This is a genomic window from Candidatus Williamhamiltonella endosymbiont of Tuberolachnus salignus, assembly GCF_964019775.1.
In the GTDB taxonomy this organism is placed as follows: Bacteria; Pseudomonadota; Gammaproteobacteria; order Enterobacterales; family Enterobacteriaceae; genus Hamiltonella; species Hamiltonella defendens.
The window spans coordinates 1,496,378-1,518,891 of record NZ_OZ026471.1 but is presented as its reverse complement, the minus strand read 5'-3'; the positions used below and the strand labels follow the sequence as shown (position 1 = coordinate 1,518,891).

The following is a 22,514-nucleotide window of genomic DNA, read 5'->3' as shown; positions in this document are numbered from 1 at the left end:
AGGAGTTTCTATGGCAACGTTTCAACTGGCGGGATTGCCAAGTCTGCAAATAGAAAATCAAACGGCGGGCGGATTAGGCTTGCCCACTGTACCGCAATATGCAGAAAGGCCCAATACGGGTGTGATGTTAGCCCAGGGTTTAGGGGCCATTTCTGAGCGATTAGAGGCGAACAAACAACAGCAGTCAGAAGCGGATTTTATGAAATCATTGGGTACGGCTTATGCGGCTAATGATCGTGATGCCATGAAGCAATTGGCCGCGGCACATCCTGAACAAATCGAGCGCATTCAAAAAGGGATGGGCTTTATTGATCAGGATAGAAATCAGATGATTGGTCAAGCGGCAATGGATTTGCGTCTTGCAGCGAAAAGGGGCGATCAATCGCTTATCGCTTCTTTACAGAAAAATGTACCCCTATTAGGTCAATTCGGTTTGACACCCGAAGAAGTCTTTTTATCCTACAAGCAAGACCCCCAACAATTTGACAAAATGACCGATTTAATTCATCTGCACGCTGACCCAAAGAGTTATTTTGACGTTCAGGATAAACAAGAAGGGCGGAACATTGACAGAAATAAATTGGCTGAAACGGAACGAAGCAATCGAGCAGGTGAGACTTTAACAATGCGAGGACAGTATATCAGTGGAGCAAATGCGTTAACTGCTGCTTATGCGCCTACTGCGGCGATGCAAAACTATCGTCAATACGCTGAAATGCTTCAGTCAGATCCGGATGCGGCGATGGCATTTGCGAATGCGGCGGGTATTAATACCGTCAGTAAAAAGCTCATGAAGGTTGAGAAAAATGACGATGGCTCAGTAACCAAATATTACACGGATGGGAGTGAAGAAACGGGAAAAATAAACCAGCCCATTGCGGGTGATGGCATTAAGCCAATCAGCCTGCCACACGCGCAAAGTATCATTGATAAAGCCAATGAGGGATCAAAAAAAGCAGCGGGATTCGCCCTCCGCCTGAAGGATTCCATGGATTCAATGCATAAATTAGGGAAAAAAATAGACACTAAACGCGTGGCATTAATCAATCGCGCGCTGGGTGAGGGAGCCATTGCGAACCTGAGTCTTTCTCCAGTAGAGCAACAGTACATGGTCAATGCAAGGGATGCCCTGTATGCCATTCTTCGCCCAGAAACAGGCGCCGCCATTACGCTCTCCGAGATGCAAGAATATGCAAAAATGTATCTCCCTCAGCCGGGCGATTCTACACTCGCAACAGAAACAAAAATGAAAAAGATGCAAGGTCAATACAACGCCCTGAGAGGGCAATCAGGAAGAGTCTATGATGCTTTGGTCGTCTCTTCCGCTGCCCACAATCAACGTCTGCAATCAGATGGTCGCTATACATCAAAGTCAGGCATTCAATTTAAGGTAGAGTGATGAAAGTAACGGCAAAGGGGAAAACGTTTGTGTTTCCTGATGGTACTCGCATCGATGGTATTGGTGAGGCCATTGACGAGTACTTTGCTGGGCAATCTACTCAGTCTGGGGAAATAGCGAATCATCACGATAATAATGCGTTGTCATCGGCTCAAATGGCCAATCTTGATATCCCCACGGATGAAATCTTAGCTTATCACGACAAACAGAATCCCCATGAATCGTCGCAAATACAAGATCCGTTCACGGAGGCGGGACGGGGTTTAGTGAATATCCCGTTTGATGTCCTTCAAGGCGGGGCTAATCTTATCAATGCATTAAGTCAAGCTGTCGGTGGGGGTCGATTATTAGGCGATATTTATCGTCCCGTAGACAGGCCTACAGACCTTTACGCCCTGGCTGGGGAGACAGTGGGTGATTACCTTATCCCAGGGCTTGGCGCAGCAGGAAAGATGATGGTAGGTTCGCTTGCTGATGCCTCGAATCAACAAGGCGATTTTGCCCAGAACGCTGCGACAAATGCTGGGGTTAACCTTGCCGCGCAAGGGTTGCTGTCTGCAGCGGCAAAAGGGGTTGGGAAGGGGATTGCGGCACTAAAAGGTGAGATTGCTCCAGAGGCAGCCCAGAAGATGATGACAGCTGAATCAATGGGCGTTGCGCCAATGACATCAGACATGCTTCCACCCCAGAATGCACTGACTCGCGGGCTGACTCAGGGCGGGGAAGGTGCGTTGCTGGGTACGGGGGCGCGTAGGGCAGCGCAACAGACAACACGCCGCAAACTGGTCAGTGATTATCTCGACCGGTTTGGTGAGTACAATCCTGATACGGTGGTTAAGTCACTGACCTCAAATTTGAAAAGTCGTAAAGATGCCGCGGGGCGTGTTATTGACGATATAACGCAAAAAATGGGCGTAAATCCGGTAGAAACAACCCATGCCGTTAACGCCATTGATACCGTTCTACCAAGGCTTGAGAAGCTAGGGACATCGGTAGACCAGAATTTGCTTAATACCCTCCGAAATTTAAAGGGAGAATTAACTCAGCAAGGCGGTGTTGATTTTGACCTGCTTAAGCAACACAGAACGGCCTTTCGCTCAAATGTTCAGGGAGATGCCATGGTGTTTCCAAACCACGCCAAAGCAATCACAAATCGGGTTGAAAATGCCATGACAAAAGATTTGCGAAACTCAGTCAGCAAGTCCCTTAGCCCCCAGGAAGCCGCCACTTACCTCAAAGCGAATTCGGATTACGAAAACGTCTACAACAAGGTGCTGAATAAACGCATCGCTCGCAACCTAAATAAAGCGACCCGTGAAGCCACCCCCGAGTTAATTAACAGCGTAGTCTACAGTCGTAATGCCTCAGATATTAAACGTATATGGCCAGCGCTGGATAATACCGGAAAGGATGCCGTACGTGCAGCATATATCGCCAAAATTGCTGAAACGGTAGGGGATTCGCCCGCAAAATTCATGACACAAATTAGCAAGTTGAAGAAGCAAGCTGGTGGCGAAATCTATAACACGGTATTCAGCGCAAGGCATATGAAGGAGCTTGAGGCGCTCAATGATGTCCTCCAGACAACTCAGCGCGCGGATACGGCAAATATAGTGACACAGACGGGTCAGGCATTGGCTAATCCGCTAAGGATTGGAGCGGCTTTCGGCTCTGGCGGGGTGTCTCTAGCCGGTGAAGTGGGCTTCGGGATGGTGATGAGGATGTATGAGTCCAGGCCGGTAAGAAACGCATTGTTGCGGCTGGCAAACAAAAAGACGGGCACGCCAGCTTATGAGCGGGCCTTAAATAACGCTGTTAAGCTTTTTCGCCCTATCATTGCGGCCTCTTCCAGTCAACAGCAGTCAGAAACGCAATAAAAAACTTACTCTATGCAGGGAGAAAGGTATGTCAAAAATTATCCCCAATATTGTCGTGAGTATGCCCACTCAGTTATTTACGCTAAGACGAAAATTTCAGGCATGTTCAAACGGCAAAATCTATATCGGTAAAAGCAATACCGATCCAACAATACCAACGAACCAGATTCAAGTGTATATTGAAAACGAAGATGGCTCAACAGTGCCGGTTGCTCAACCCATTATGATTAATCACGCCGGGTTCCCGGTTTATAATGGACAAATCGCTAAATTTGTGACAGTCGAAAGCCACTCGATGGCGGTCTATGATAGTGATGGCGCCCAACAGTTTTATTTCGCTGACATATTGAAATATGGCCCCAATAGATTTAAAGAACAGGCTGCACAGTATATTGCGTATATCGAAAAATTAAAAGGAACGACTACACAAACGACCGGTGACTCAACAACCGATGTGATGAGCCAAAAAGCCTGTACAGATACTTTTGCGGAAAAAAATTCAAAAGAACCCCTCAAAGCTGGAAGACTTAACCTTGAATCCTCAAACGGTGATACGATTTTTAATCTGGGCGGTACAGACGGGTCAGCAGGTTCTGAGTTTGCGTATGTCAAAAATTCAAAAAGAACCCAGATTTACGATACAGCCACACAGACCACTTTATTATTTCCACAAAAAAATGGCACGCTGGCAGTAGAGGAAGATACCTATACAAAAACAGAAGTCGATGCAAAAATAAATTCAGTAAAATGGACAACAAATAAATTGGCAAATGGTTGGATGAAAGATCCGAATACGGGCATAATTATTCAGTGGGGTAGCGTGTATAAAACTGATAGGTCAAGAAAGTTATTTCCTATGGCTTTCCCAAATACCTTAGCCGGAATGGGATTGGCTAATTTCAATTACGATGATACGCTATCTGAAATGTATGCACCTAATATAATGAGTGCGGATAAAGTTGGATTTAAAATGCGTCAGAGTTTGGTCACTGATGGATATAAGGATTCTCCATTAACTGATATGAGATGGATTGCAATAGGATGGTAATCATGAATTCAGTAAACGAAGAAACTTATTATTTTGGTCAGAGAAAATTAGCCTGGTTCGCCGGTTCAATGAAAAAGGATTATATCGAAGCGGGTAGCTGGGATGATAAAGCCAAAGCAGTCCCCTACAGCGTTTATCGTGAATTTGCGCTTAATCCAGCCCCTATCGGTAAAACGTTAGGGATCAGTGAAAAGGGTGACCCAATTTGGGTAGATATTCCGCCTAAAACAAAGCATCAATTAATCACAGAGGCTGAAGATAAAAAAAGCGGGCTAATGCAGGGTGCAAGAGAGGTTATTTCCCCTTTGCAAGATGCGATTGATTTGGAGATGGCAACGCAAGAAGAGACGCAAAAATTGACAGCATGGAAGCGATATCGAGTACTGCTTAATCGTCTCGATACCTCAAACGCGCCGGATATTGATTGGCCTAAGAAACCGTAATAACTGCATCATAAAGATATTATCTTAGTGATTGAGTGTGTTGTTAAGTGCGACTAACTTAGCCATAAAAATTTCTTGGTGGTTAAACGAATGGTTAGGGCGGTTTTGGATTAGTTAATCCAAAAATTGGAAATTCAACACAGAGCTAAAAGACTTAATGGTTGTTTAGCAAATTATTCTGTATAACTTGAAAAATAACTTTTTTAATGTGATTAGTACAAAGACGCTTAGCTATATTTATTTAGTGGGACGGATTTGGGACAAGTATCCGCAAGTATGATGGATTATCTGTACGTTTCTGAAAGCATCTTTTGACGTGAGAGCGAGGAAAGATGGGGTATATCAATGAATTATAAGGTGAAGCTACTCACTTCTAAGCCGTAGGTCACTGGTTCGAATCCAGTAGGGCGTACCAATAAAATCAAGGGGTTACGTAGCTTTGTCTCCTAGGAATTATTTAAAAGTGCCAGATTAGTGACATCGTTTGCCAACGCCTCGTCAATTTTCTTGGCATGCTCAGTCAGGTGGCTGGGCGAAAGGTGTGCGTAACGACGTACCATTTCGATAGATTCCCAGCCGCCCATTTCCTGCAAAACAGAGAGTGGAACACCTGATTGTATCAGCCAACTTGCCCAAGTATGTCTCAGATCATGAAAACGAAAATTTTCTATTCCGGCTCGTTTTAATGCCGCTCTCCATGCCGTATTAGAATCGACACGCATTTTTCTAATCGAATTTGTTTGTGAGCCATCAGATCGCTTTGCTGACATTGTATGTACGAATACCCATTTTTGATGATTACCCAATTGTCGCGTCAGAGTACGGCAAGCCGTATCGTTTAGAGCCACACCTATAGCTTTTCCCGATTTGCTGCTTTCTGGCTCTATCCAGGCAACTTTTCTTTGCATATCAATTTGTGACCACGCTAAATTAATGATATTTGAACGACGTAACCCGGTTGCCAGCGCAAATTCAACCGTCGATCTAAGGGGTTCAGGACATTCATTGATTAATCTTTCTGCTTCATCCGGTTCTAACCATCTAATACGTTTTTCTCTAGCCGATGGAACCTTAATAACCGGTGATTTTTCTATCCATTTCCAATCTCTTTCAGCAGATCTCATCATTGATTTAAGTAGTGCCAAATGCTTAGCTTTTGTTGCTATAGAAACTTCTTTCGCTTGATAAGCGGGTATTTCTATTCCTTTTCTTTTTGCTGAATTAACTCTACTTTTCCATCTTAATTGTTCCTGCCTATTTTTCATTTTGCTAATAGCACTATATATTTTTGCTTCTGTCATATCTTTTAATCGGGTACCGCTGAAATACAGTAGCCAAAAACCAAGTCTACCCTTGTCATCGTCTAAAGATTTCTTGTTAGCCTTCTCTTCAATCCATCTCAAGCAGGCTTCGTCAAATGTGACATTAGGAAAATCATCTAACTTTGCTATTCTCCATAATTCAGCTTTTCGTTTGTCGTGTAACTCCTGAGCTTGTTTTTTGTCCTCTGTGCCAAGTGATTCCTTAATTCTTTTTCCGCACGGTGTTGTGTAACTGCCGTACCAAATTTTACCACGTTTGAAGATTGACATTTTTTACTCCTGCTGACATCAATCTCGCTCTCAGCGAGAGTATTGATCGAATTTTTAACGGCTTCAATACAAGCTTCTTTTGTAAATAAATAAGGTGATTTCTTTTTGTACGGATTTTTGCGTTGATAACTAATGATCCCCAGCTTGCACCAATTAGTCAGAGTGTCTTCACTTATTCCTATTATTTTCGCTGCCTCTTGCCGCGTTGAGGAGGGGGATTTTTCCAGTATTCCAACGGTCAATCGTGTCAGCGGCATGGCCAATAGGTTCAGCCTTGGGGAATCTCACTTTGATTCGCGCTAAATCTGATTGGTAGTTGTAGGCAACCAGCACAGGTTGGCCAGCCGCTTCTTGAATCATTTCTTCCAAGGCGTCCAGCTTGGTATCGTGAACTGTTTCAAAAGCGCCTTTATCGTCTGTATATAGCTGAACGAAATAATTTCGGTTACGTCATGTAATGAGAAAATAAAGCATCGATACTGCAATTGACCGCTCTTCTTTTGCTTTTTGCTTCTGCCCATTTATGCTCAATAGGATAGATATTCAATGATATGCCCCGCGTCATCGATCACTTTTTGAGTGTCCAAACGTTTGTGGAAGGTCGCATTATCCATGACCACCACAGAGTCGGGGGGCAAACTCGGCAGAAGTATCTGAATGACCCCAGCGTGAAACACATCACTATTCACAGAACACATGAACAATCCCACCGCCATCAGCGCTTTTCCCAGTAACGCACCGATGCACATTGGTTCGCCCCTTTGCCTGCCAATTATGTTGACCGAAACAGCGTTGACCCCGTGGGGCATAGCCATATCAACGCGGCATATCATGGGCAAAGCCGCTTTCATCCAGGTAAACGACTGATTTTCGCGGTTTTTCATAGTCAGCTATCTTGTTTTGGAAGGCTTGCCTCATATCTTCGTTGGCCTTGGGATGATTGAGGGGTTTTTTTATAGGTGACGCCCAAATGTTTCAGGGCCTACCAAATGGCTTTGGTACACCCCCCGAAACGTTTACCCCTTTCATGCTGGTAAGCATCCGGGTAACGCTCAACATCCTTGAGTAAAGCCGCTTTATCTATTTTACGCTGCCGGGGGGAAGAGGGGTTCTTTTCAATTCGCTTCAGCCAGCGGGTAATCGAAGTGGCACCGATGTGAAAGCGTTTTGCCGTTTCTCTTATGCTCCACTTTTCTTTTTCTCTTACATTCAGCACGTGACGGCGAAAATCAACTGAATGACTCATCTCTCTCCCTTTCGAAATCATTAAATTTATTTCGTTAAGCTATAACATAAACAAGTAAAATCAATCTAATGGATGATAAAAGTAACAGGTAACACCTAATTTTATTAATTTATATAAAAATATAACTTAAAAACTATATATATTTATATATAGTTTTTAAATGGGGGTGTTACCTACTTACTCCTGTTACCTTTTAATAAAAATATCATTATTATACATAGAGTTAGAAAAGATTCTGACAAGAGGGTGCTACTACCCCTAGATGTGACCTTTGGAACTGATGGAGAATCCTCCTTACCCTGCAATGACTTTTCAGCAGATTATTCGAGAGCTGAGAAAGTTATCCGATAAAGATCAATTTATAGAAATTAATGAAACCCAGTTGACCAAACTCCTACAGCATCACGCAACTGGGCCTATTAGGCTGAAGATTGAAGGTGAAGTACGTCGATCATGGCAGCTCGTAAAAGGGAAAAAGCTTGATAACAAGGAAATCAGGGAGTCTGTAAAGCAATGCGAGGACTAAAGGTGACGCCAAGGTGACGCTTTTTTAAGATAGCCGTCACCTTAATAAATCCTTTCAAATAAAGGGGTTTTTTAGAAAAAGGTGACGGGAGACGCCTGTTTTTTACTAATGCGTACAAAAATAAAATACTTAAAAATAAATGTATATATATACTTTTAAAAAATAAGCGTCACCCGTCACCTTGGTATCTCTAAAACAAGCGAAACCCTTATAAAACAAGGCGTTTAAACCTGTCGCTTCTAAAACTGCTGGCGTCTCCTCAGGGTCACCTTGGAAACTGATGAAGAATATTTTATTGATTCTAAAAGTTTTATAAAAAATACGCTGTGACGCATCGAATGACGCAACCTGAACCGGATGACGCAATGGAGAAAGCAGTATGAATGTATTGCACGAAATCGCCGAAGTCATCGGCCCCGATATGGCGGTGAAGTTAGGGCAATTAATGGGTGGCGCACGTTTATACGTGCCCGCCAAGGTGGCAGAGGACCACCCGTTCAGCCTGGTCCTTGGGGCCAACACCGCACAGAAGCTGTGTGACTACTATTGCGGCGATGTGATAGAAGTCCCCTGTAAAAAAGTCTTTCGACAGGTGAGGAATGACATCATCAGCCGCGAATATCACAGCATGACACCTGAAAAAGAGAATCGGGCTAACATTCTCGCGTTAAAGTATGGCCTGACGTCTCGCCAGGTCCTGAATATCGCCAGACTGGCCGCTTAGTCACCGTTGGTGTGCTGGCGGCCATCAAGGCTTCGACTCTTGATATCGTTTCATCAGACGCCAAAAACCGTCAAAATTCTTCTTAACCTGTTCATTCCCCTCCCCATTAGGTGAAACATTTCATCTGAACTTTGACAACGTTTATCCCCAAGCTACCGCGTTATCAGAAGACCTGAAACGAGGTAACGTTATGGCTTACAAATTAGGCCCCCGCTCACGCCAACGTCTGGAAGGGGTTCACCCTGACCTTGTGTGTGTGGTTGAACGGGCTATCCAAATCACCCGTATTGATTTTACTGTGCTGGAAGGCGTCAGAACAGTCGAACGCCAGAAAACCCTCTTGGCCAAGGGCGCTTCCAAAACAATGAATAGCCGCCACTTAACCGGTCACGCCGTTGACTTGGGGGCTTGTTTAGATGGCTCAGTTCGTTGGGATTGGCCGTTGTATTACAAGATAGCGGACGCGATGAAGCACGCCGCGGAAGAACTCGGAATTCGTGTTTACTGGGGGGCGTGTTGGAGTTGCATTAACGATGAAGACCATTTAAGTGACGCAGTTATCGCGTACATAGAGCGTAAAAAAGCGGTGGGTAAAAAGCCGTTCATGGATGGCCCCCACTTTGAGCTTTCCTCGTCAGACTTTCCCGACAATGAATGCCTGGAGGAGGCCTCATAATGGCGGTATGGCCTTTTTTATCCGGGCTGGTTCAGCCCGTCACACAGTTAATTGATGAAATGCACACCAGCGACGAAGAGCGCCTTCAAGTGAAATCCAGGCTGTTTGAAATGCAAAGTGCTATGGCGGCACAGATGTTAAATTATGAAGCCCGTCTTGTTGAAACCAAGACAAAAGTCATCGCCGCTGAAGCACAGGGGGCAAGCTGGATGCAGCGCAATTGGAGACCCCTCACCATGTTGACTTTCCTCGGTCTGGTGGTGGCGGATACATTCGGCCTGACAGAATTCAGATTGGCACAGGAAGCATGGACATTGCTTCAAATTGGCCTGGGGGGGTATGTCGTGGGTCGCAGTGCTGAAAAAATCATTCCTAAACTCACTGAACTCATGCGTAAGGACTAGGTCATGATTGAAAAAGCCACCGTGGCAGCGGCCTGATGAGGGCAAGACGGCTGACCGATTCTATTGAGCAAAAACGGAGATTGCCGAAGAAAACACCCAGCGTTAGCCGCCTCCGTGAATGCGATATCACATAAAGGGTTATAGAATGAATCCACCCAATGGCCGCCGCGAGTGGCACTTAGATAAGACCGTGAGTATCGGCCACATCATCAGCACCCTGGTGATTGCCCTGTCTTTATTTTCATGGGCCTTAACGATAGATAAACGCGTTGAACAAAACGCGCAAAGCATCGAATTTCTCGCCCAAAACCATAAGCGTCTTGAAAACCATGTTGACTCAACCCGAAACGAAATCAGGCAAGACCTACGGGCCATCAATGCCAAATTGGACAGATTGATTGAACGAAGAATGGACGGTCAGTGATGGCTAACATCATTGACTGGCTGGGTGTCGAAACCGAGTACCGTGCCGGGTTGCAGTCGTTACGCAAAATGGCCACGGAGTTTGGTACCTCTGAGGGCACGATTCGCCGTAGAGCAAAGCAATACGGTTGGGTTCGTGACGGGAGCATGGTCAAGCGAGAACGCGTCAAAGCCCACTTTGCCGGTAAACCCGCCCCCGAAGTCGCCAACCAACCCGAAGCGGTGGTTAAAGCGATTGATGCGGCGGCCATTGAAGACATCAAGGACATGGGCACCGGTTTGGAGAATGCCCGGTTAGCGCTGGAAATCGCCAATAAGGCATTGAAAAGGTTGGCTGAAGAGAAACAGTACCTCCATTTGATCGTTCAGGATGCCCGCAACCTGAAAGTATTGACAGAAACCAACCGCCATAATGTGGAAGTGATCCGCCGTATTCGGGGACTGGATGACCCAGCAACAAATGACCGTATCCCCCTGTCTGAGGTGGATGACGTGATTATAGAGCGATATCTCCATGCACGTACCCAATAAAGCCCAATTCTATGAGGCGATGTTACGTGATGACCTCTCCAGCTTCATTCAACGCACCTTTGCGACGGTAGACCCCGGTGCTCAATATTTGCATAACTGGCACGTTGACCTGATAGCGGAATACCTGAAGGCCTGTACTGACCGTGACATAAAACGGTTGATCATCAATATACCGCCGCGCTATCTGAAATCCATCGCCGTGTCTGTCGCCTGGCCCGCATGGGTATTGGGTCATGCGCCCAGTTCAACGTTTTTAGCCTCCAGTTATTCAGATAAATTAGCCCTGAAACACAGTGTGGATTGTCGTTTAGTGGTTCAAAGCGCCTGGTACAGGAAAGTCTTCCCACAGATTCAACTGGTCAGGGACCAGAATGAAAAATCCAAATTTGTGACCACGGCACGGGGGCACAGAATAGCCACCAGTACCGGCGGCACCGCGACGGGGGAAGGGGGGGATTTTCTGATTGTGGACGATCCGCACAATCCACGACAAGCGGAAAGCCCAACAGAAAGAGAAAAAACCTTGGAATGGTTTGACCAGACTTTCTACAGCCGTTTAAACGACAAGAAAAACGGCGTCATTGTGGTCGTCATGCAGCGGCTTCATGAAAAAGACCTGTCTGGCCACTTACTCGCCCAAGGGGGCTGGGAACATGTCAAAATTCCGGCCATCGCAGACAGCAGGACGATGATTGACTTTGGCCGTATCCGTAAAACCCGAAGCCCGGGTGAACTTCTGCATCCAGAACGGGAAGGGAAACCTGAAATCGCCAAGACCCAGACAGCATTAGGCACTTATGGCTTCTCGGGTCAATACCAGCAGGAACCGGTCCCGGCTGAAGGGGGCATGATTAAAAAGCCGTGGGTCCATCGTTATAAAACGCCTCCGGCTCACCCTGTCCGAATTGTTCAATCATGGGATACCGCCTACAAGCCTAATCAAATTAATGACCCGTCTGTGTGTACCACATGGGCAGAAACCCAACTGGCCTATTACTTGCTGGAGGTGTGGCGTGACCGGGTGGAATATCCGCGTTTAAAGTCGGCAGTGAAGAGCCTGGCTGAAAAATGGCACCCGAATGCGATTTTGATTGAGGACAAAGCCAGTGGTCAATCTTTGATTCAAGAGTTAAAGGCAAGTACCCCACTCCCCATCATTGCCATCACCCCTGAACAGGACAAGCTGACCCGCATGTCTGCCCAGTCTGCGAGATTTGAAGCGGGCAAGGTCTTTATTCCTGATTCAGCCGCCTGGTTACTGGATTTTGAGAAAGAGCTATTCACTTTCCCGCGGGCAGAGCATGACGACCAAATCGACAGCACCAGCCAATTCTTGGGCTGGGTGAGCAATCAGCAACAAAGTTACGGCTACAGCCCCGTCAAAGACGGCGGTCATCGCTTCAAACGTCAAGGAGCATGGTAGAGATGGTTCGAAACAAGAAATCGCAGAAAAAGCAGGAGACCCAAACATTATCATTAGAACTGGCGGGGCCTACCGCTGTTCGTCATCTCTGGGGGAGGGGTTCGGTCGCCAGTGGCTTAACCCCACAACGATTGGCCAATCTCTTGAAATCCGCAGCGGAAGGGGATACGGAGGCGTATTTGACCCTGGCTGAAGAAATGGAAGAACGTGACCCGCATTATTCCAGCGTGTTGCGTACCCGCAAGATGGCGGTGGCCAGTTTACCGGTCACCGTCGTTGCCGGGGGCGAAGACAGCCGGGCACAACAATGTGCACAAGACATTCACCGCCTGATGGAGGCCCCTGACTTTGGCGACCTGGTAGACAATGCCTTGGACGCCCTCGGTAAGGGCTATAGTGTCAATGAAATTATGTGGGATAGAACGGGTGTGAAGTGGGAACCGAAAGCATACCGCTGGCGCGATCCGCGTTTCTTCCTGTTTCATCCTGAACATCCTGAAGACATGCGCATTGTGGACGAAGCCGACCCCATTCATGGCCTGTCGATGCCCCCTTATAAGTTTATTGTGCATCAACCGCGATTGAAATCAGGCTTGACGCTTCGTGGGGGGTTAGCCCGACTGGTGGCCTTTTCCTATCTCTGCAAGATGTATGGCATGAAAGACTGGCTCGGATTCCTTGAGAGTTACGGTATTCCGCTCCGGTTAGGCAAATATGGCCCGTCAGCCAGTGAAGAAGATAAAAAAGTATTAAAAACGGCGGTGGCCAATATAGGCTCTGATGCGGCGGCCATCCTGCCTGATTCCATGGTGATTGAATTTCAGCAGGTCGCGCAGGCGTCCGGGGCCTCTGAAGTCTTTTCCCGTATGGTCGAATGGATTGACCGGCAAATCTCCAAGGCCGTATTGGGTCAAACGGCGACCACGGAAGGCACGCCGGGGAAATTAGGCAATGAAGCGTCGCAGGAAGCCGTACGGCAAGACATTATTGCCGCAGATGCCAGGCAACTGGCCAATACCCTCAACCCTGACCTGATCCGGCCCTATATTGATATTAATTATGGCCCTCAAGCCGTTTACCCGCGTGTCATGATCACTCTCCCTGAAAAGGAAGACGTGACGGCCTTGGCGGCGAATTTAGAAAAGCTGGTGCCCTTGGGTCTGAAAGTCTCGGCGTCAGAAGTCAGAACCAAGCTGGGGCTCTCAGAGCCGGCGAAAGAGGCGGATTTATTGAGTGTCTCTACAACCGCCGCTCAAGCCTCCGCAACAAACCGCGCACAGGGCTGTGCCTGTTCAAACAGGGCTATCAACAGAAGCCAGGCGGATGAAATAGATTTATTGGCATCGGAGATGTTGATGGATTGGGAACCCCAGATGACCCCCAGCGCACCTTTGCGCCGGTAGACCCGGGGGCGGAATATTTGCATAACTGGCACGTTGGCCTTGTTCTGGCTTAATGAATTCAGACAGTAAATTAATCCCGAAAGCGTTACTGAACAAAGGAAGTACAAGAAAATGTCTCAGCCAACATTTAAACCAGAATTGAAACGCGAAGTAGCCCATCTGGTTATCGAACAAAATTACCCGTTTCGTCAAGGCAGTGAAGCCATGGGCGTGAGTATCATCGCCCTCCGTGATGGGGTGAGGCGGTCAATGAGCGAAAAAAGAGGACAAACTATTTCCCAGGGTAAAACAATGACAGCAGACCAACAACGGATTCAAGAGCGGGAAGCCAAACTCCGCAAGGTTGAACGGGAGAAAGATATCCTCAAAAAGGCTTCATCTCTCTTAATGTCAGAGTTCCTGAACACTTCCCGTGAGTAGAGAAACTTAAGAAGAGCCATGCAGTGACAAGCTCAGGTACGTCAGGAGCAAGAACGATGTCTGCCATGGTATCAGAACGGGGTATTCCGCCAAGTCGCTATCGGGCAACGAGAGTCATGCGTCAGTTGGAACGGGTCAGCCATCAGCCAGCGACTCATCAATATAAAAAGGCGAGACAGGAACATCAGGCTATTCCTGACGTGTGAGCGCGTCAGTTTTCTGTGGCTGCCCCTCATCAGATGTGACCTATCTCTGGGCAGGGAATCGTTGGACCTGTCTAGCCGTACTGATAGACCTGTTTGCACGTCAACCGACAGGATGGGCCCTCTCTTCTTCCCCAGACAGTGAATTCACCTGCAAGGCATTGTGGATGGCTGAAGACGCCGATAACGTCATTTCGGAAATGAACGCTTTACTGGAAGCGGCGGCACATCACACCGAACACACCTTGGCATCGACCCTGGAAAAGTGGCAACAGCGTGAATTAACGCAATTTCTTCACCGAGGCCAGACGACTTAAACCTCGCCTTTTTTTGACTTTTTACTCTCACCTTTTATCGGGCGGGGTCTTTTCGCCCTTCATACGGCCTCATTCATCGGCCGTAGACATTGCCTATTGACTGATAAGGACTGGACTATGTCTCAAACACATCCCCTGATTGCCATCAAAGCGCGCCTCATCAATGGAGAAACGGTTCAAACGGTCAATGCCCGTGACCTTTATCACTTTTTGGAAGTGCGGCTCTCGTTTTCAACCTGGATGAAACAGTACATCAAAAAATATGAATGGGTCGACAATACAGACTATCTCGTTTTTACCCATTCGGGACCTCATGCCGGACGCCCGTTCAAAGACTATGTCCTCACCCTGGAGAAAGCGAAAGAGATGGCGATGCTGACACGTACCGAAAAAGGTCACGAATTACGGGAATATTTGATGAATGTAGATAAAGAGCCGTTTGAGTCCATCCACGACCCTGCCGAATTACGTCACCTTCTGCTGACCTATAACGACAAAGTGCGCGCTCTTGAAAACAGGTTGAACGAAATCCTGTCCTGACCCACACCTTGGTTCTTTTTTGGCAAATTTACCTCGCCCTCAATCTCGCCTCATTCGAATGAATGGGGTTTTTTTATCTCAATTTTAAAGGAAACACCCCATGGAAATCACGCTTAAAGAGTGGAATCAAAAACAGCCTCGCCCCCGTTGCATCGAACAAGTCCGTCGATGGGTCCGCACGGGCATCATCTACCCCGCTCCTCGTCTCGATGGCAGGGAATACCTCGTTCAAGCCAATGCCATCAAAATCAACCCCCTCAGCGTCAAATATCACACTGGACAAACCCTCATGGAAAAAATACATGGCCCGCAAAAGAAAAACGGCTAATCGGGACCTGCCCCCGAATCTCTACGTTCGCAACAACGGCTATTACTGCTACCGAGACCCAAGGACGGGGAAAGAATATGGATTAGGAAAGGAAAAGCGAATGGCCATCAATGAAGCCATTTCCGCCAATCGGCAGATTTGTGACGCCCCTGTGAGCCTGACCGACAGAATCAACGAAGTGAAGGCGCTCTCGATGACAGAATGGATGGAACAATTTACAAAAAAATGACAGCAACGCGGGCTTCGTCCCAACACACTGAAAGATTACCGTGTAAGATTAAAAGCCATCAACAATACTTTTGGTGACAAAGAGATTAAAAAAGTCACCACGAAAGAGATGGCAGAATTTTTGAACAGTTACCCTGAGCAGGGAAAAACCGCCACGGCAAAATTAATGCGCGGCGTACTGATTGACCTTTTCAATGGAGCAATCGCAGAAGGGCATTTAGAAACCAATCCGGCAGTGCCGACAAAGACGCCTCGCGTACAGATACAAAGAACCCGCTTATCTTTAGAGGAATTTTTATTGATAAGGCAGTGCAGCCATCCCCGCTCAACTTGTGTCAAATTAGGCATGAATTTAGCGTTACTGACAGGCCAAAGACTCGGAGATATCCAACAAATGCAGTGGCAAGACATTCATGATGGGAAGTGGTGGCTGCAACAAGAAAAAACAGGGATGAAATTAGCGATACCATTAACGTTAAGTTTGGGAGCGATTCAAGAGACGTTTGAAGGCATTCTCAACGAATGTCGAAAAAAGATAGGAGGAGAAAAATATGTTTTAATTAAAGAGGGGAAAAATAACCCTGAATATGCTCGCTTATCGGTCGGATTTAAAGAATTAAGAAAAAAATCAGATTTAAAATGGGAAGGAAAAACACCGCCTTCATTTCATGAAATCAGAAGTTTATCGGCGAGATTACACAGTGAAGAGAGAGGTAAAGAGTTTGCCCAGAAATTATTGGGCCACAAATCGGCCAATATGACAGACAAATATCGAGACAGCAGAGGCAGTGAATGGGATATGATTTAAATTTCTTTTTTAATTTTTTGGGGTTTGATTTAAATTCTAAAAAAGACAGATATAAATAATAAATTATGACTGAACTGTGATTTATTGTGACTTTTCTATTTTAATGTGTTGATGTTTATAGTAAATAAAATATATCATATTCGATCCTGAAATACAAACTTGTTAAAAATAATTCATTTAAAATCAATTATATAACTTATTTTTTGATTAAAAAACAGGCAGTAAAAGACCATAAAATGGGATAAAAGGCGATATTTAAAGTGTTATTTAACAATGAGTTAAATTTTATTATGACCTGTGATTTGGCTCAAAAACCAGGAGAAGATGGTCTGTTTTTTTCAGGGACTTTTTTTAATCTGTAATTTTTTCCTCATCCCCCCTTTTTCGCACTCCCTTCCAGCATGATGCTGTACCCAGGGCCCACTCAAGATGGGGGCGACTATTTTTATCGTGGACATACATTATTAACACCCCATCTCCCTATAAACGTAACGCTTTTTCCGCCATGGAAGAAAAAAAGGACAGGGACAGGGATATGAAAATGAGATGGCGAGAACTACAACATCACTTCCTCAGCGTCTATTGTGAGCAATTGAAGATAAATCCTTATTTAACAAACGTTTAGAAATTGAACCAAAGAATGTCGACGCCATCATTAGAGAGGCGCTGAATAAATATTTTTATTAAGTTAATCAGATTTTTGATTGAAGAATTTCGCCTTTCTAGATCCTGTTTTTTTCAGATGATCTGAAAATATTCACAAGTAACTTCTTCTTTAAGCTTGAGATTAAATAGAAACTGGTTCAAATTATTTCTTCAAAAAAAGGGCGAATCTTCTCAGTTAAAAGAGCTTCTGGCGCAGGCTAACCGAACAAAGTTCTTCGTCAGGGGGTTATTTCCTAACTGTCTTTTTTAAAGTACTTTAAAAATCCAGTTTTAAACTTAACTTTACCAACAGTACGGTTGTAATTCACAATCAACTGAGCTAATTGAAACTGTATTGCCTCGTTTAAGTTATCACTATCTTCTTGTGAGGGTTTGTTTTTTTCAATTGCAATCGCCATTTTTTGCAAAGCCTGAGAAATATCATCAACAGATTTTTGAATAATGTCTTTACTCTCAGTTAAATATTTAGCCTCAACCTTATCCATGGATTCATCAGCCAACTGAGTCATCTCCAGAACTTCGATATTGGATATTTGTTCATCTCGTTCATATTCGAATAATTTATTCTGCAACTTCTTTGAATCTGATTTTAGAGAAAGTCTCATTTTACACTCCTTCCGTTTATAAGATTTTTAATGTTACTTATGAGGATTACACTATGGAATCTAGTCCGTAATAAAAATTTGTCAATCGCCCGAAAATGAGTGCAAAAAATACCCGTTTTTTTACTTTTCATAGAAAAATAATACCCATTAAGTAAAAGATTAAAATTATTCCAGATCCTGGAAGACAAAATTTAAAAAGCAATTCATTTAAAATCAATTCAATTAGATGAATAATTTTTAGGTTAAAAAATAGACAACAAAAAACCATAAAACTCCACAAAACACGATATTTAAAGTGTGATTTAACAATACCTTAAATTTTATTATGACCTGTGATTTTGCTCAAAATCAGCACATTCAGTGCTTTTTTCAATCTTTTATTTTCCAGTCACTTTCCTTTCTTAAACTTCCTTCCCGCCAGACGCCCTTATCATATAAGCAGTTGGGCACGGTGGTCATTGAAAATGATATTTGACCCCGATGGTACCTCCGGTGTCTTGCGTACTTTTTTCCCCAGTTTGTTGAGCCACATCTCCCCATACATCTAAACGCGCACGGATTAATGTCCGCACACATTCCCAGAGAGCAAGATATGAGACATACCCAGCCGCCAGAACGCCTGAAACAGGCGCGCAGCAGGTTCATGCAACCCATGCTCGAACCCGTGTTGCGCGACCTGCTGCAACAACCCGCCGCCCGCACAAAAAAAGTGAGCCCCCGCTTCCGCTTCATTGACCTGTTCGCCGGCATTGGCGGCATCCGTATGGGCTTCGATGCTCAGGGCGGTGAATGCGTTTTTACCAGCGAATGGAACAGGTTCTCGAAAAAGACCTACATTCAGAACTACGGCGCCCCTCATCCGTTTGTGGGTGACATCGTTCCATATCCGGCAGAGGACGTGCCGGACCATGATGTACTGCTCGCCGGGTTCCCCTGCCAGCCGTTCAGTATTGCGGGCGTCAGCAAAAAGAATTCGCTGGGCCGCCCACATGGTTTCGAATGCACCACGCAGGGAACCCTGTTCTTTGACGTGGCCCGTATCATCGCCACCAGACGCCCCAGGGCGTTCCTGCTGGAAAACGTCAAGAACCTGCTTTCACACAACAAGGGCCACACCTTCAACGTCATCCTGCAAACGCTCAGGGACGAGCTGGGCTATGATGTGCATTACAGGGTAATCGACGGGCAGCACTTCACACCGCAGCATCGCGAACGAATCATCATCGTCGGTTTCCGCGAAAAAACGGGCTTCTCATGGGATGACCTGAAACTACCGGAAGAAGGTCCGCGCCTTGCGTCAATTCTGCACAGGACGGATGGCACAGAGCCGGTGCTCCCCTGGGATGGAGAGCGCTTTTTCGATCACGACAGGCGGGCCGTGCCGCTCCGATACACGTTGACGCCCAACCTGTGGGCCTACCTTCAGACCTATGCAGACAAGCACCGCGCCGCCGGCAATGGGTTCGGCTTTGGTATGGCCTATCCCGACAGTGTGACACGCACACTGTCAGCCCGGTATCACAAGGACGGGTCAGAAATCCTGGTATGGCAGGGCAGCAACAACCGGCCGAGACGCCTGACGCCACGTGAATGCGCCCGCCTGATGGGCTTCCCTGACGCTTTCCAGATACCTGTCAGTGATACACAGGCTTACCGTCAGTTCGGCAATAGCGTCGTCATGCCGGTCATGCAGGAAGTCGCCCGCATCATGACGCCCCACGTGCGGGCGCAGATGCATTGCCCCTGTTTTCCTGATGGTTGACGTAGTAGACCCCGCGACACGTAGCCGGATGAGGTCAGGCATGGGCATGGCGGTCATTGAAAATGATATTTGACCCCGATGGTACCCCGGGTGTCTGCGTACTCTTTTTTCCCGATTTGTTGAGCCACATGGCCCCATAGATGTAAACGCGAACTGAGTTTTGCGTCCACGCCCATTTTGAATTCACCGAGGTGACGCGCCCCTTGAATCTCATACTTTCTGTCGTCCATCCTGATGGCCGTCGGCTTGGGTTGATAAATCCAGTTCGCTTCAATAAAGGGTTCAAACTCCCGTTGTTTTCCTTCATCCTGCGGGCTGTGCCCCAGCAGATGCGCCCGTAAACCCAGTCGACTCTGCAGGTAATTCCCTTGACCCGTCACCCGGGTGCCGTTCTGGTCAGTGTGGTCCTCCGGCTTGACGTCCATCCAGGTGAGCTGCGCTTTGGGCTGAACCCAAAAACTGTGCAGTATTCCCGAGCGGGAAACATATTCCCCTACCTTCAACAGATATCCCCCCTCCACAGACGCGGTCAAGCCTCGGCTTTTGTAAGACTCTGTCGGCCTCTCCTGACCCGTCACGTCATTCTTGAGCCAGTGATACAGCGCCCAGGTATCGACGTAAAAACCCGAAGGCGCTTTGCGGTTTTGATACCAGGTCGCATACCCCCCTACGCTGTAGCCGCGCACCTTCCCTTGCGAGGAAATCTCATTCGTACGATGATGCGCTGTGCTGTATTCATGGCCATATCCGCCCATCACGCCCAAATGATAACGGTTGAGGCCATTAGAAGACCACTGGGCGATGTCTCCGCCGAGCATCATCACATAGCGGTGAGATTGCGCGTCGTTGTCAGACAGGGAAGAGGTATGATGACCTCCTGACGCCCTTATCCACATCCCAGGGACAGGGCTGTCCTCTGACAGGGCCTCGGTATACTGGGTTTCACCCAGGCGCTCATGCAGGGTCATGTGAAACATCGTATTGGCCGCGTGAAGATTCTGGGCATAGCTGAGGCTCTCAGGTCGGGCAAACCATGAGGACACCAGATACCAGTGGTTTTTACTGTCTTCTGTCGTCCCTTTCCGTAGAGAGTACTGATAAGAGCCGGCCACGATGGGGCCATCCTGAACAAAGGTGCCGTCAGTGCCCTCTTTGGCTTCAATCAGTCGAATGCCGCCTTTGGTGGCGCTCCCTTTCCCGCCCACATTACGCACTGTCACACGGGTGTTGCCTTTGGAGGATTGATTGATAATCAATTGATTCGCCGGCGAATCGTCGCCTTCCAGGCGGGCGTGAAACAGGATTTTCCCGGAATTGCCCTCGTAATCGTCTGTGGTGAGGGTAGAAAACGAAGCGGTGTCATGAGGGGATTTAAAGACAATCTCTCCTGCATTTTTCAAGTTTGTTACAGTAGCATTGTTGGTAAACGACCAGGTACTGCCAGAATCCAGGGTCAGTTTGGCTTTATTCCCACCCTCCGCCACGATGTTCCCGGACAGGGCTGTCTGGTTCAGCGTTAAATCGACTTCTCCTTCTGTCCCGGTAAAATGAATGGCATGTCCACTGCCCGGCGGGGAGATAACGACCTTGCTGAAAACAATGTTCGTTTTTCCGCCTTTAGACACAATCAGGTCACCGGCGGCATGGAGAGACCCTCCCGTGATGGTCACTGTCGTGTCTGTGGCGCCTGTTTCCGAATACAGCACCGCGGAGGGTGTGGCCAGGGTTTGAATATGGCTGTCATGAAGATGAATCGTTGAATTTTCGTTAGCGTTTATAGCATTAGCACCTTGACCCGCTACCTGGATGTCCAGATGATGGCCTGTCACCCTGGCATTCTTCACTGCGACAATACCAAAAGCGTTTTCACCGTGACTGCTCAGGGTGCTGTCTTGGATATCCACTGTGGAATCTCCTGAAATATTTATAGCGTTGGCACCTTGCCCCTCTGCCTTGATGTCCAGATGATGGCCTGTCACTTTGGCACGCTCCAATGCGACAATACCAAAAGCGTTTTGCCCGATACTGCTCAGGGTGCTGTTTTGGATATCCACTGTGGAATTGCTGTTAGCGTCTATAGCTCTGACATTTTCCCCCTCTACCTTGATGTCCAGATGATGGCCTGTCACCTTGGCAGAATCCCATGTGAGAATACCAAAAACTTTTTTCCCGTGACTGCTGATGGTGCTGTCTTTGAGAGTTATTTTTGCACTGTAAGAAGTGACCGCTTTGCTATCATCTCCCTGTGAATTTATCTTCAGTTGATGACCCGTGACCTCTGTGTCTTGTCCTGAGGCCCAAAGACCATAAAATTTATTTTGGGTGCCGCTGAGGGTGCTGTTCCCAATATCCACTTTTGCCCCTGTCTGAACAGCGACCGCGGTGTCGTTGGCATCCTTCAAGGTTATCTCCATGTGCTTGGCTGTCAGGGTAGACTTGTCTATCGCCCAAAGACCATAAGAACTTCCTGTATCTTGTGTTTCAACTTTAATTTTTTGCTCTTCAGTGCCTTCCAGCATCACAGAGGTGCCCTCTCCAGTGGCTTTGACGGCGGCTTTTTCATTTCCACCGCTGGATAGGGATAGAGGTTGTCCTGGTCGATTATTCACTTGAGCTTGATTCCTTGCCTCTATCCCCTCAAGGTAAGCCTGTTCAGTCAACTGACTTGTTCCTCCATTAAAAATCTGTGTTTCTGAAACACTGCCCCCACTGTGTATCAACATCGTCAGCACAGACAGCCTGAGGGTGTGCAGTGTGATTTTTTTGTATCGCATCGTTTTTCACTCTATTGGAAGGGATGGGCTCGTGATGGATGTCGCGTCATACAGACTGATTAATATATTGACCAATTCAATAATTAAATAAGCTTTTACAAAAAAGTCAAATTTCTAATGAGCAAAAGGAGGGAACAGATGAGGGGTT

At 46.7% G+C, this 22,514-nt stretch carries 27 protein-coding genes and 2 pseudogenes; 22 read left to right on the top strand and 7 right to left on the bottom strand.

Annotation, left to right across the window (positions count from 1 at the left end; genetic code table 11):
* Nucleotides 1-10: 10 nt before the first annotated feature.
* From AACL23_RS07595 to AACL23_RS07580, 5 genes and pseudogenes are all read left to right on the top strand, one after another.
* Nucleotides 11-1,399 carry a phage DNA ejection protein gene (locus tag AACL23_RS07595; RefSeq protein ID WP_339050996.1) on the top strand — a complete coding sequence of 463 codons (1,389 nt, stop codon included), beginning with the start codon at nucleotides 11-13 and terminating at the stop codon, nucleotides 1,397-1,399.
* On the top strand, nucleotides 1,399-3,276 hold the full coding sequence (locus AACL23_RS07590; protein ID WP_339050994.1) for a DNA transfer protein: 1,878 nt from the start codon (nucleotides 1,399-1,401) through the stop codon (nucleotides 3,274-3,276). The genes AACL23_RS07595 and AACL23_RS07590 overlap by 1 nt, the downstream gene beginning before the upstream one ends.
* A 28-nt stretch (nucleotides 3,277-3,304) precedes the next feature.
* Nucleotides 3,305-3,641 (top strand): annotated as a pseudogene (locus AACL23_RS07585) (phage head-binding domain-containing protein); the annotation flags it as partial.
* 92 nt (nucleotides 3,642-3,733) lie between these two features.
* Nucleotides 3,734-4,324 (top strand): gp53-like domain-containing protein, encoded by a 591-nt coding sequence (locus AACL23_RS10285; protein WP_407079232.1) that lies wholly within the window; start codon nucleotides 3,734-3,736, stop codon nucleotides 4,322-4,324.
* Nucleotides 4,325-4,326: 2 nt separating this feature from the next.
* Nucleotides 4,327-4,767: a tail fiber assembly protein gene (locus AACL23_RS07580; RefSeq protein WP_215231430.1), complete on the top strand. Its 441-nt coding sequence runs from the start codon at nucleotides 4,327-4,329 to the stop codon at nucleotides 4,765-4,767.
* Between the two features lie 446 nt (nucleotides 4,768-5,213).
* On the opposite strand, the gene AACL23_RS07575 is transcribed toward AACL23_RS07580, so the two are convergent.
* The 4 genes from AACL23_RS07575 to AACL23_RS07560 form a co-directional block, all read right to left on the bottom strand.
* Complete coding sequence (locus AACL23_RS07575; protein WP_339050988.1) at nucleotides 5,214-6,359, bottom strand: site-specific integrase; 1,146 nt, start codon at nucleotides 6,357-6,359, stop codon at nucleotides 5,214-5,216.
* 168 nt (nucleotides 6,360-6,527) lie between these two features.
* Nucleotides 6,528-6,728 carry a hypothetical protein gene (locus tag AACL23_RS07570; RefSeq protein ID WP_339050986.1) on the bottom strand — a complete coding sequence of 67 codons (201 nt, stop codon included), beginning with the start codon at nucleotides 6,726-6,728 and terminating at the stop codon, nucleotides 6,528-6,530.
* Between the two features lie 158 nt (nucleotides 6,729-6,886).
* Entirely contained in the window at nucleotides 6,887-7,243 is a 357-nt protein-coding gene (locus tag AACL23_RS07565; RefSeq protein ID WP_339050984.1) for a hypothetical protein, read from the bottom strand.
* Nucleotides 7,244-7,341: 98 nt separating this feature from the next.
* Nucleotides 7,342-7,605: an IS630 transposase-related protein gene (locus AACL23_RS07560; RefSeq protein WP_202972847.1), complete on the bottom strand. Its 264-nt coding sequence runs from the start codon at nucleotides 7,603-7,605 to the stop codon at nucleotides 7,342-7,344.
* 280 nt (nucleotides 7,606-7,885) lie between these two features.
* On the opposite strand from AACL23_RS07560, the gene AACL23_RS07555 reads away from it, so the two are divergent.
* The 16 genes and pseudogenes from AACL23_RS07555 (at nucleotide 7,886) to AACL23_RS07480 (ending at nucleotide 16,559) form a co-directional block, all read left to right on the top strand.
* The gene (locus AACL23_RS07555) at nucleotides 7,886-8,131 is read left to right on the top strand and encodes a hypothetical protein (RefSeq protein WP_339050982.1); all 246 of its coding nucleotides are present in this window, start codon (nucleotides 7,886-7,888) and stop codon (nucleotides 8,129-8,131) included.
* 379 nt (nucleotides 8,132-8,510) lie between these two features.
* Nucleotides 8,511-8,855 (top strand): hypothetical protein, encoded by a 345-nt coding sequence (locus tag AACL23_RS07550; RefSeq protein ID WP_171967341.1) that lies wholly within the window; start codon nucleotides 8,511-8,513, stop codon nucleotides 8,853-8,855.
* A gap of 190 nt (nucleotides 8,856-9,045) precedes the next feature.
* Nucleotides 9,046-9,531 carry a M15 family metallopeptidase gene (locus AACL23_RS07545; protein ID WP_339050980.1) on the top strand — a complete coding sequence of 162 codons (486 nt, stop codon included), beginning with the start codon at nucleotides 9,046-9,048 and terminating at the stop codon, nucleotides 9,529-9,531.
* Nucleotides 9,531-9,935, top strand: a complete 405-nt coding sequence (locus AACL23_RS07540; RefSeq protein WP_100096537.1) for a 3TM-type holin — start codon at nucleotides 9,531-9,533, stop codon at nucleotides 9,933-9,935. The genes AACL23_RS07545 and AACL23_RS07540 overlap by 1 nt, the downstream gene beginning before the upstream one ends.
* 118 nt (nucleotides 9,936-10,053) lie before the next feature.
* Nucleotides 10,054-10,359 (top strand): hypothetical protein, encoded by a 306-nt coding sequence (locus tag AACL23_RS07535; RefSeq protein WP_339050976.1) that lies wholly within the window; start codon nucleotides 10,054-10,056, stop codon nucleotides 10,357-10,359.
* Nucleotides 10,359-10,889, top strand: coding sequence for a hypothetical protein (locus tag AACL23_RS07530; RefSeq protein ID WP_044612367.1), 531 nt, complete (start codon nucleotides 10,359-10,361; stop codon nucleotides 10,887-10,889). The genes AACL23_RS07535 and AACL23_RS07530 overlap by 1 nt, the downstream gene beginning before the upstream one ends.
* Nucleotides 10,873-12,312: a phage terminase large subunit gene (gene terL / locus AACL23_RS07525; RefSeq protein ID WP_339050973.1), complete on the top strand. Its 1,440-nt coding sequence runs from the start codon at nucleotides 10,873-10,875 to the stop codon at nucleotides 12,310-12,312. Before AACL23_RS07530 ends, terL begins: the two co-directional genes overlap by 17 nt.
* Nucleotides 12,306-13,715, top strand: coding sequence for a DUF935 domain-containing protein (locus AACL23_RS07520; RefSeq protein ID WP_339050971.1), 1,410 nt, complete (start codon nucleotides 12,306-12,308; stop codon nucleotides 13,713-13,715). The genes terL and AACL23_RS07520 overlap by 7 nt, the downstream gene beginning before the upstream one ends.
* A 111-nt stretch (nucleotides 13,716-13,826) precedes the next feature.
* Entirely contained in the window at nucleotides 13,827-14,135 is a 309-nt protein-coding gene (locus AACL23_RS07515; RefSeq protein WP_339050969.1) for a hypothetical protein, read from the top strand.
* Between the two features lie 23 nt (nucleotides 14,136-14,158).
* Nucleotides 14,159-14,341 (top strand): hypothetical protein, encoded by a 183-nt coding sequence (locus AACL23_RS07510; RefSeq protein ID WP_339049419.1) that lies wholly within the window; start codon nucleotides 14,159-14,161, stop codon nucleotides 14,339-14,341.
* 35 nt (nucleotides 14,342-14,376) lie between these two features.
* Nucleotides 14,377-14,655 (top strand): hypothetical protein, encoded by a 279-nt coding sequence (locus tag AACL23_RS07505; RefSeq protein ID WP_339050967.1) that lies wholly within the window; start codon nucleotides 14,377-14,379, stop codon nucleotides 14,653-14,655.
* A gap of 117 nt (nucleotides 14,656-14,772) precedes the next feature.
* Nucleotides 14,773-15,195 carry an antA/AntB antirepressor family protein gene (locus AACL23_RS07500; protein WP_339050915.1) on the top strand — a complete coding sequence of 141 codons (423 nt, stop codon included), beginning with the start codon at nucleotides 14,773-14,775 and terminating at the stop codon, nucleotides 15,193-15,195.
* A 100-nt stretch (nucleotides 15,196-15,295) separates the two neighbouring features.
* Nucleotides 15,296-15,523, top strand: coding sequence for an excisionase (locus AACL23_RS07495; RefSeq protein ID WP_339050913.1), 228 nt, complete (start codon nucleotides 15,296-15,298; stop codon nucleotides 15,521-15,523).
* Complete coding sequence (locus AACL23_RS07490) at nucleotides 15,498-15,752, top strand: phage integrase Arm DNA-binding domain-containing protein (RefSeq protein WP_339050911.1); 255 nt, start codon at nucleotides 15,498-15,500, stop codon at nucleotides 15,750-15,752. Before AACL23_RS07495 ends, AACL23_RS07490 begins: the two co-directional genes overlap by 26 nt.
* 15 nt (nucleotides 15,753-15,767) lie before the next feature.
* Nucleotides 15,768-15,980 (top strand): annotated as a pseudogene (locus AACL23_RS07485) (phage integrase central domain-containing protein); the annotation flags it as partial.
* Between the two features lie 6 nt (nucleotides 15,981-15,986).
* Nucleotides 15,987-16,559: a tyrosine-type recombinase/integrase gene (locus tag AACL23_RS07480; RefSeq protein WP_339051631.1), complete on the top strand. Its 573-nt coding sequence runs from the start codon at nucleotides 15,987-15,989 to the stop codon at nucleotides 16,557-16,559.
* Between the two features lie 899 nt (nucleotides 16,560-17,458).
* Here AACL23_RS07480 and AACL23_RS07475 read toward each other — a convergent pair.
* Complete coding sequence (locus AACL23_RS07475) at nucleotides 17,459-17,830, bottom strand: hypothetical protein (RefSeq protein ID WP_100097020.1); 372 nt, start codon at nucleotides 17,828-17,830, stop codon at nucleotides 17,459-17,461.
* 455 nt (nucleotides 17,831-18,285) lie between these two features.
* On the bottom strand, nucleotides 18,286-18,402 hold the full coding sequence (locus AACL23_RS07470) for an autotransporter outer membrane beta-barrel domain-containing protein (RefSeq protein ID WP_339050374.1): 117 nt from the start codon (nucleotides 18,400-18,402) through the stop codon (nucleotides 18,286-18,288).
* A gap of 71 nt (nucleotides 18,403-18,473) precedes the next feature.
* Between AACL23_RS07470 and dcm the strand changes: the two genes are divergently transcribed.
* Complete coding sequence (gene dcm, locus AACL23_RS07465; protein ID WP_422389649.1) at nucleotides 18,474-19,592, top strand: DNA (cytosine-5-)-methyltransferase; 1,119 nt, start codon at nucleotides 18,474-18,476, stop codon at nucleotides 19,590-19,592.
* Between the two features lie 53 nt (nucleotides 19,593-19,645).
* On the opposite strand, the gene AACL23_RS07460 is transcribed toward dcm, so the two are convergent.
* Nucleotides 19,646-22,366, bottom strand: coding sequence for an autotransporter outer membrane beta-barrel domain-containing protein (locus tag AACL23_RS07460; protein WP_339050963.1), 2,721 nt, complete (start codon nucleotides 22,364-22,366; stop codon nucleotides 19,646-19,648).
* Nucleotides 22,367-22,514: the final 148 nt, after the last annotated feature.

Coding starts and splice junctions, on each gene's coding strand:
- AACL23_RS07590 (WP_339050994.1), top strand. CDS start 1,399: ATGAAAGTAACGGCAAAGGGGAAAACGTTTGTGTTTCCTGATGGTACT.
- AACL23_RS07545 (WP_339050980.1), top strand. CDS start 9,046: ATGGCTTACAAATTAGGCCCCCGCTCACGCCAACGTCTGGAAGGGGTT.
- AACL23_RS07575 (WP_339050988.1), bottom strand. CDS start 6,359: ATGTCAATCTTCAAACGTGGTAAAATTTGGTACGGCAGTTACACAACA.
- AACL23_RS07460 (WP_339050963.1), bottom strand. CDS start 22,366: ATGCGATACAAAAAAATCACACTGCACACCCTCAGGCTGTCTGTGCTG.
- AACL23_RS07495 (WP_339050913.1), top strand. CDS start 15,296: ATGGAAATCACGCTTAAAGAGTGGAATCAAAAACAGCCTCGCCCCCGT.
- AACL23_RS10285 (WP_407079232.1), top strand. CDS start 3,734: ATGAGCCAAAAAGCCTGTACAGATACTTTTGCGGAAAAAAATTCAAAA.
- AACL23_RS07580 (WP_215231430.1), top strand. CDS start 4,327: ATGAATTCAGTAAACGAAGAAACTTATTATTTTGGTCAGAGAAAATTA.
- AACL23_RS07535 (WP_339050976.1), top strand. CDS start 10,054: ATGCGATATCACATAAAGGGTTATAGAATGAATCCACCCAATGGCCGC.
- AACL23_RS07565 (WP_339050984.1), bottom strand. CDS start 7,243: ATGAAAAACCGCGAAAATCAGTCGTTTACCTGGATGAAAGCGGCTTTG.
- AACL23_RS07595 (WP_339050996.1), top strand. CDS start 11: ATGGCAACGTTTCAACTGGCGGGATTGCCAAGTCTGCAAATAGAAAAT.
- AACL23_RS07520 (WP_339050971.1), top strand. CDS start 12,306: ATGGTAGAGATGGTTCGAAACAAGAAATCGCAGAAAAAGCAGGAGACC.
- terL (WP_339050973.1), top strand. CDS start 10,873: ATGCACGTACCCAATAAAGCCCAATTCTATGAGGCGATGTTACGTGAT.
- AACL23_RS07555 (WP_339050982.1), top strand. CDS start 7,886: ATGGAGAATCCTCCTTACCCTGCAATGACTTTTCAGCAGATTATTCGA.
- AACL23_RS07500 (WP_339050915.1), top strand. CDS start 14,773: ATGTCTCAAACACATCCCCTGATTGCCATCAAAGCGCGCCTCATCAAT.
- AACL23_RS07515 (WP_339050969.1), top strand. CDS start 13,827: ATGTCTCAGCCAACATTTAAACCAGAATTGAAACGCGAAGTAGCCCAT.
- AACL23_RS07540 (WP_100096537.1), top strand. CDS start 9,531: ATGGCGGTATGGCCTTTTTTATCCGGGCTGGTTCAGCCCGTCACACAG.
- AACL23_RS07550 (WP_171967341.1), top strand. CDS start 8,511: ATGAATGTATTGCACGAAATCGCCGAAGTCATCGGCCCCGATATGGCG.
- AACL23_RS07490 (WP_339050911.1), top strand. CDS start 15,498: ATGGCCCGCAAAAGAAAAACGGCTAATCGGGACCTGCCCCCGAATCTC.
- AACL23_RS07475 (WP_100097020.1), bottom strand. CDS start 17,830: ATGAGACTTTCTCTAAAATCAGATTCAAAGAAGTTGCAGAATAAATTA.
- AACL23_RS07560 (WP_202972847.1), bottom strand. CDS start 7,605: ATGAGTCATTCAGTTGATTTTCGCCGTCACGTGCTGAATGTAAGAGAA.
- dcm (WP_422389649.1), top strand. CDS start 18,474: ATGCAACCCATGCTCGAACCCGTGTTGCGCGACCTGCTGCAACAACCC.
- AACL23_RS07530 (WP_044612367.1), top strand. CDS start 10,359: ATGGCTAACATCATTGACTGGCTGGGTGTCGAAACCGAGTACCGTGCC.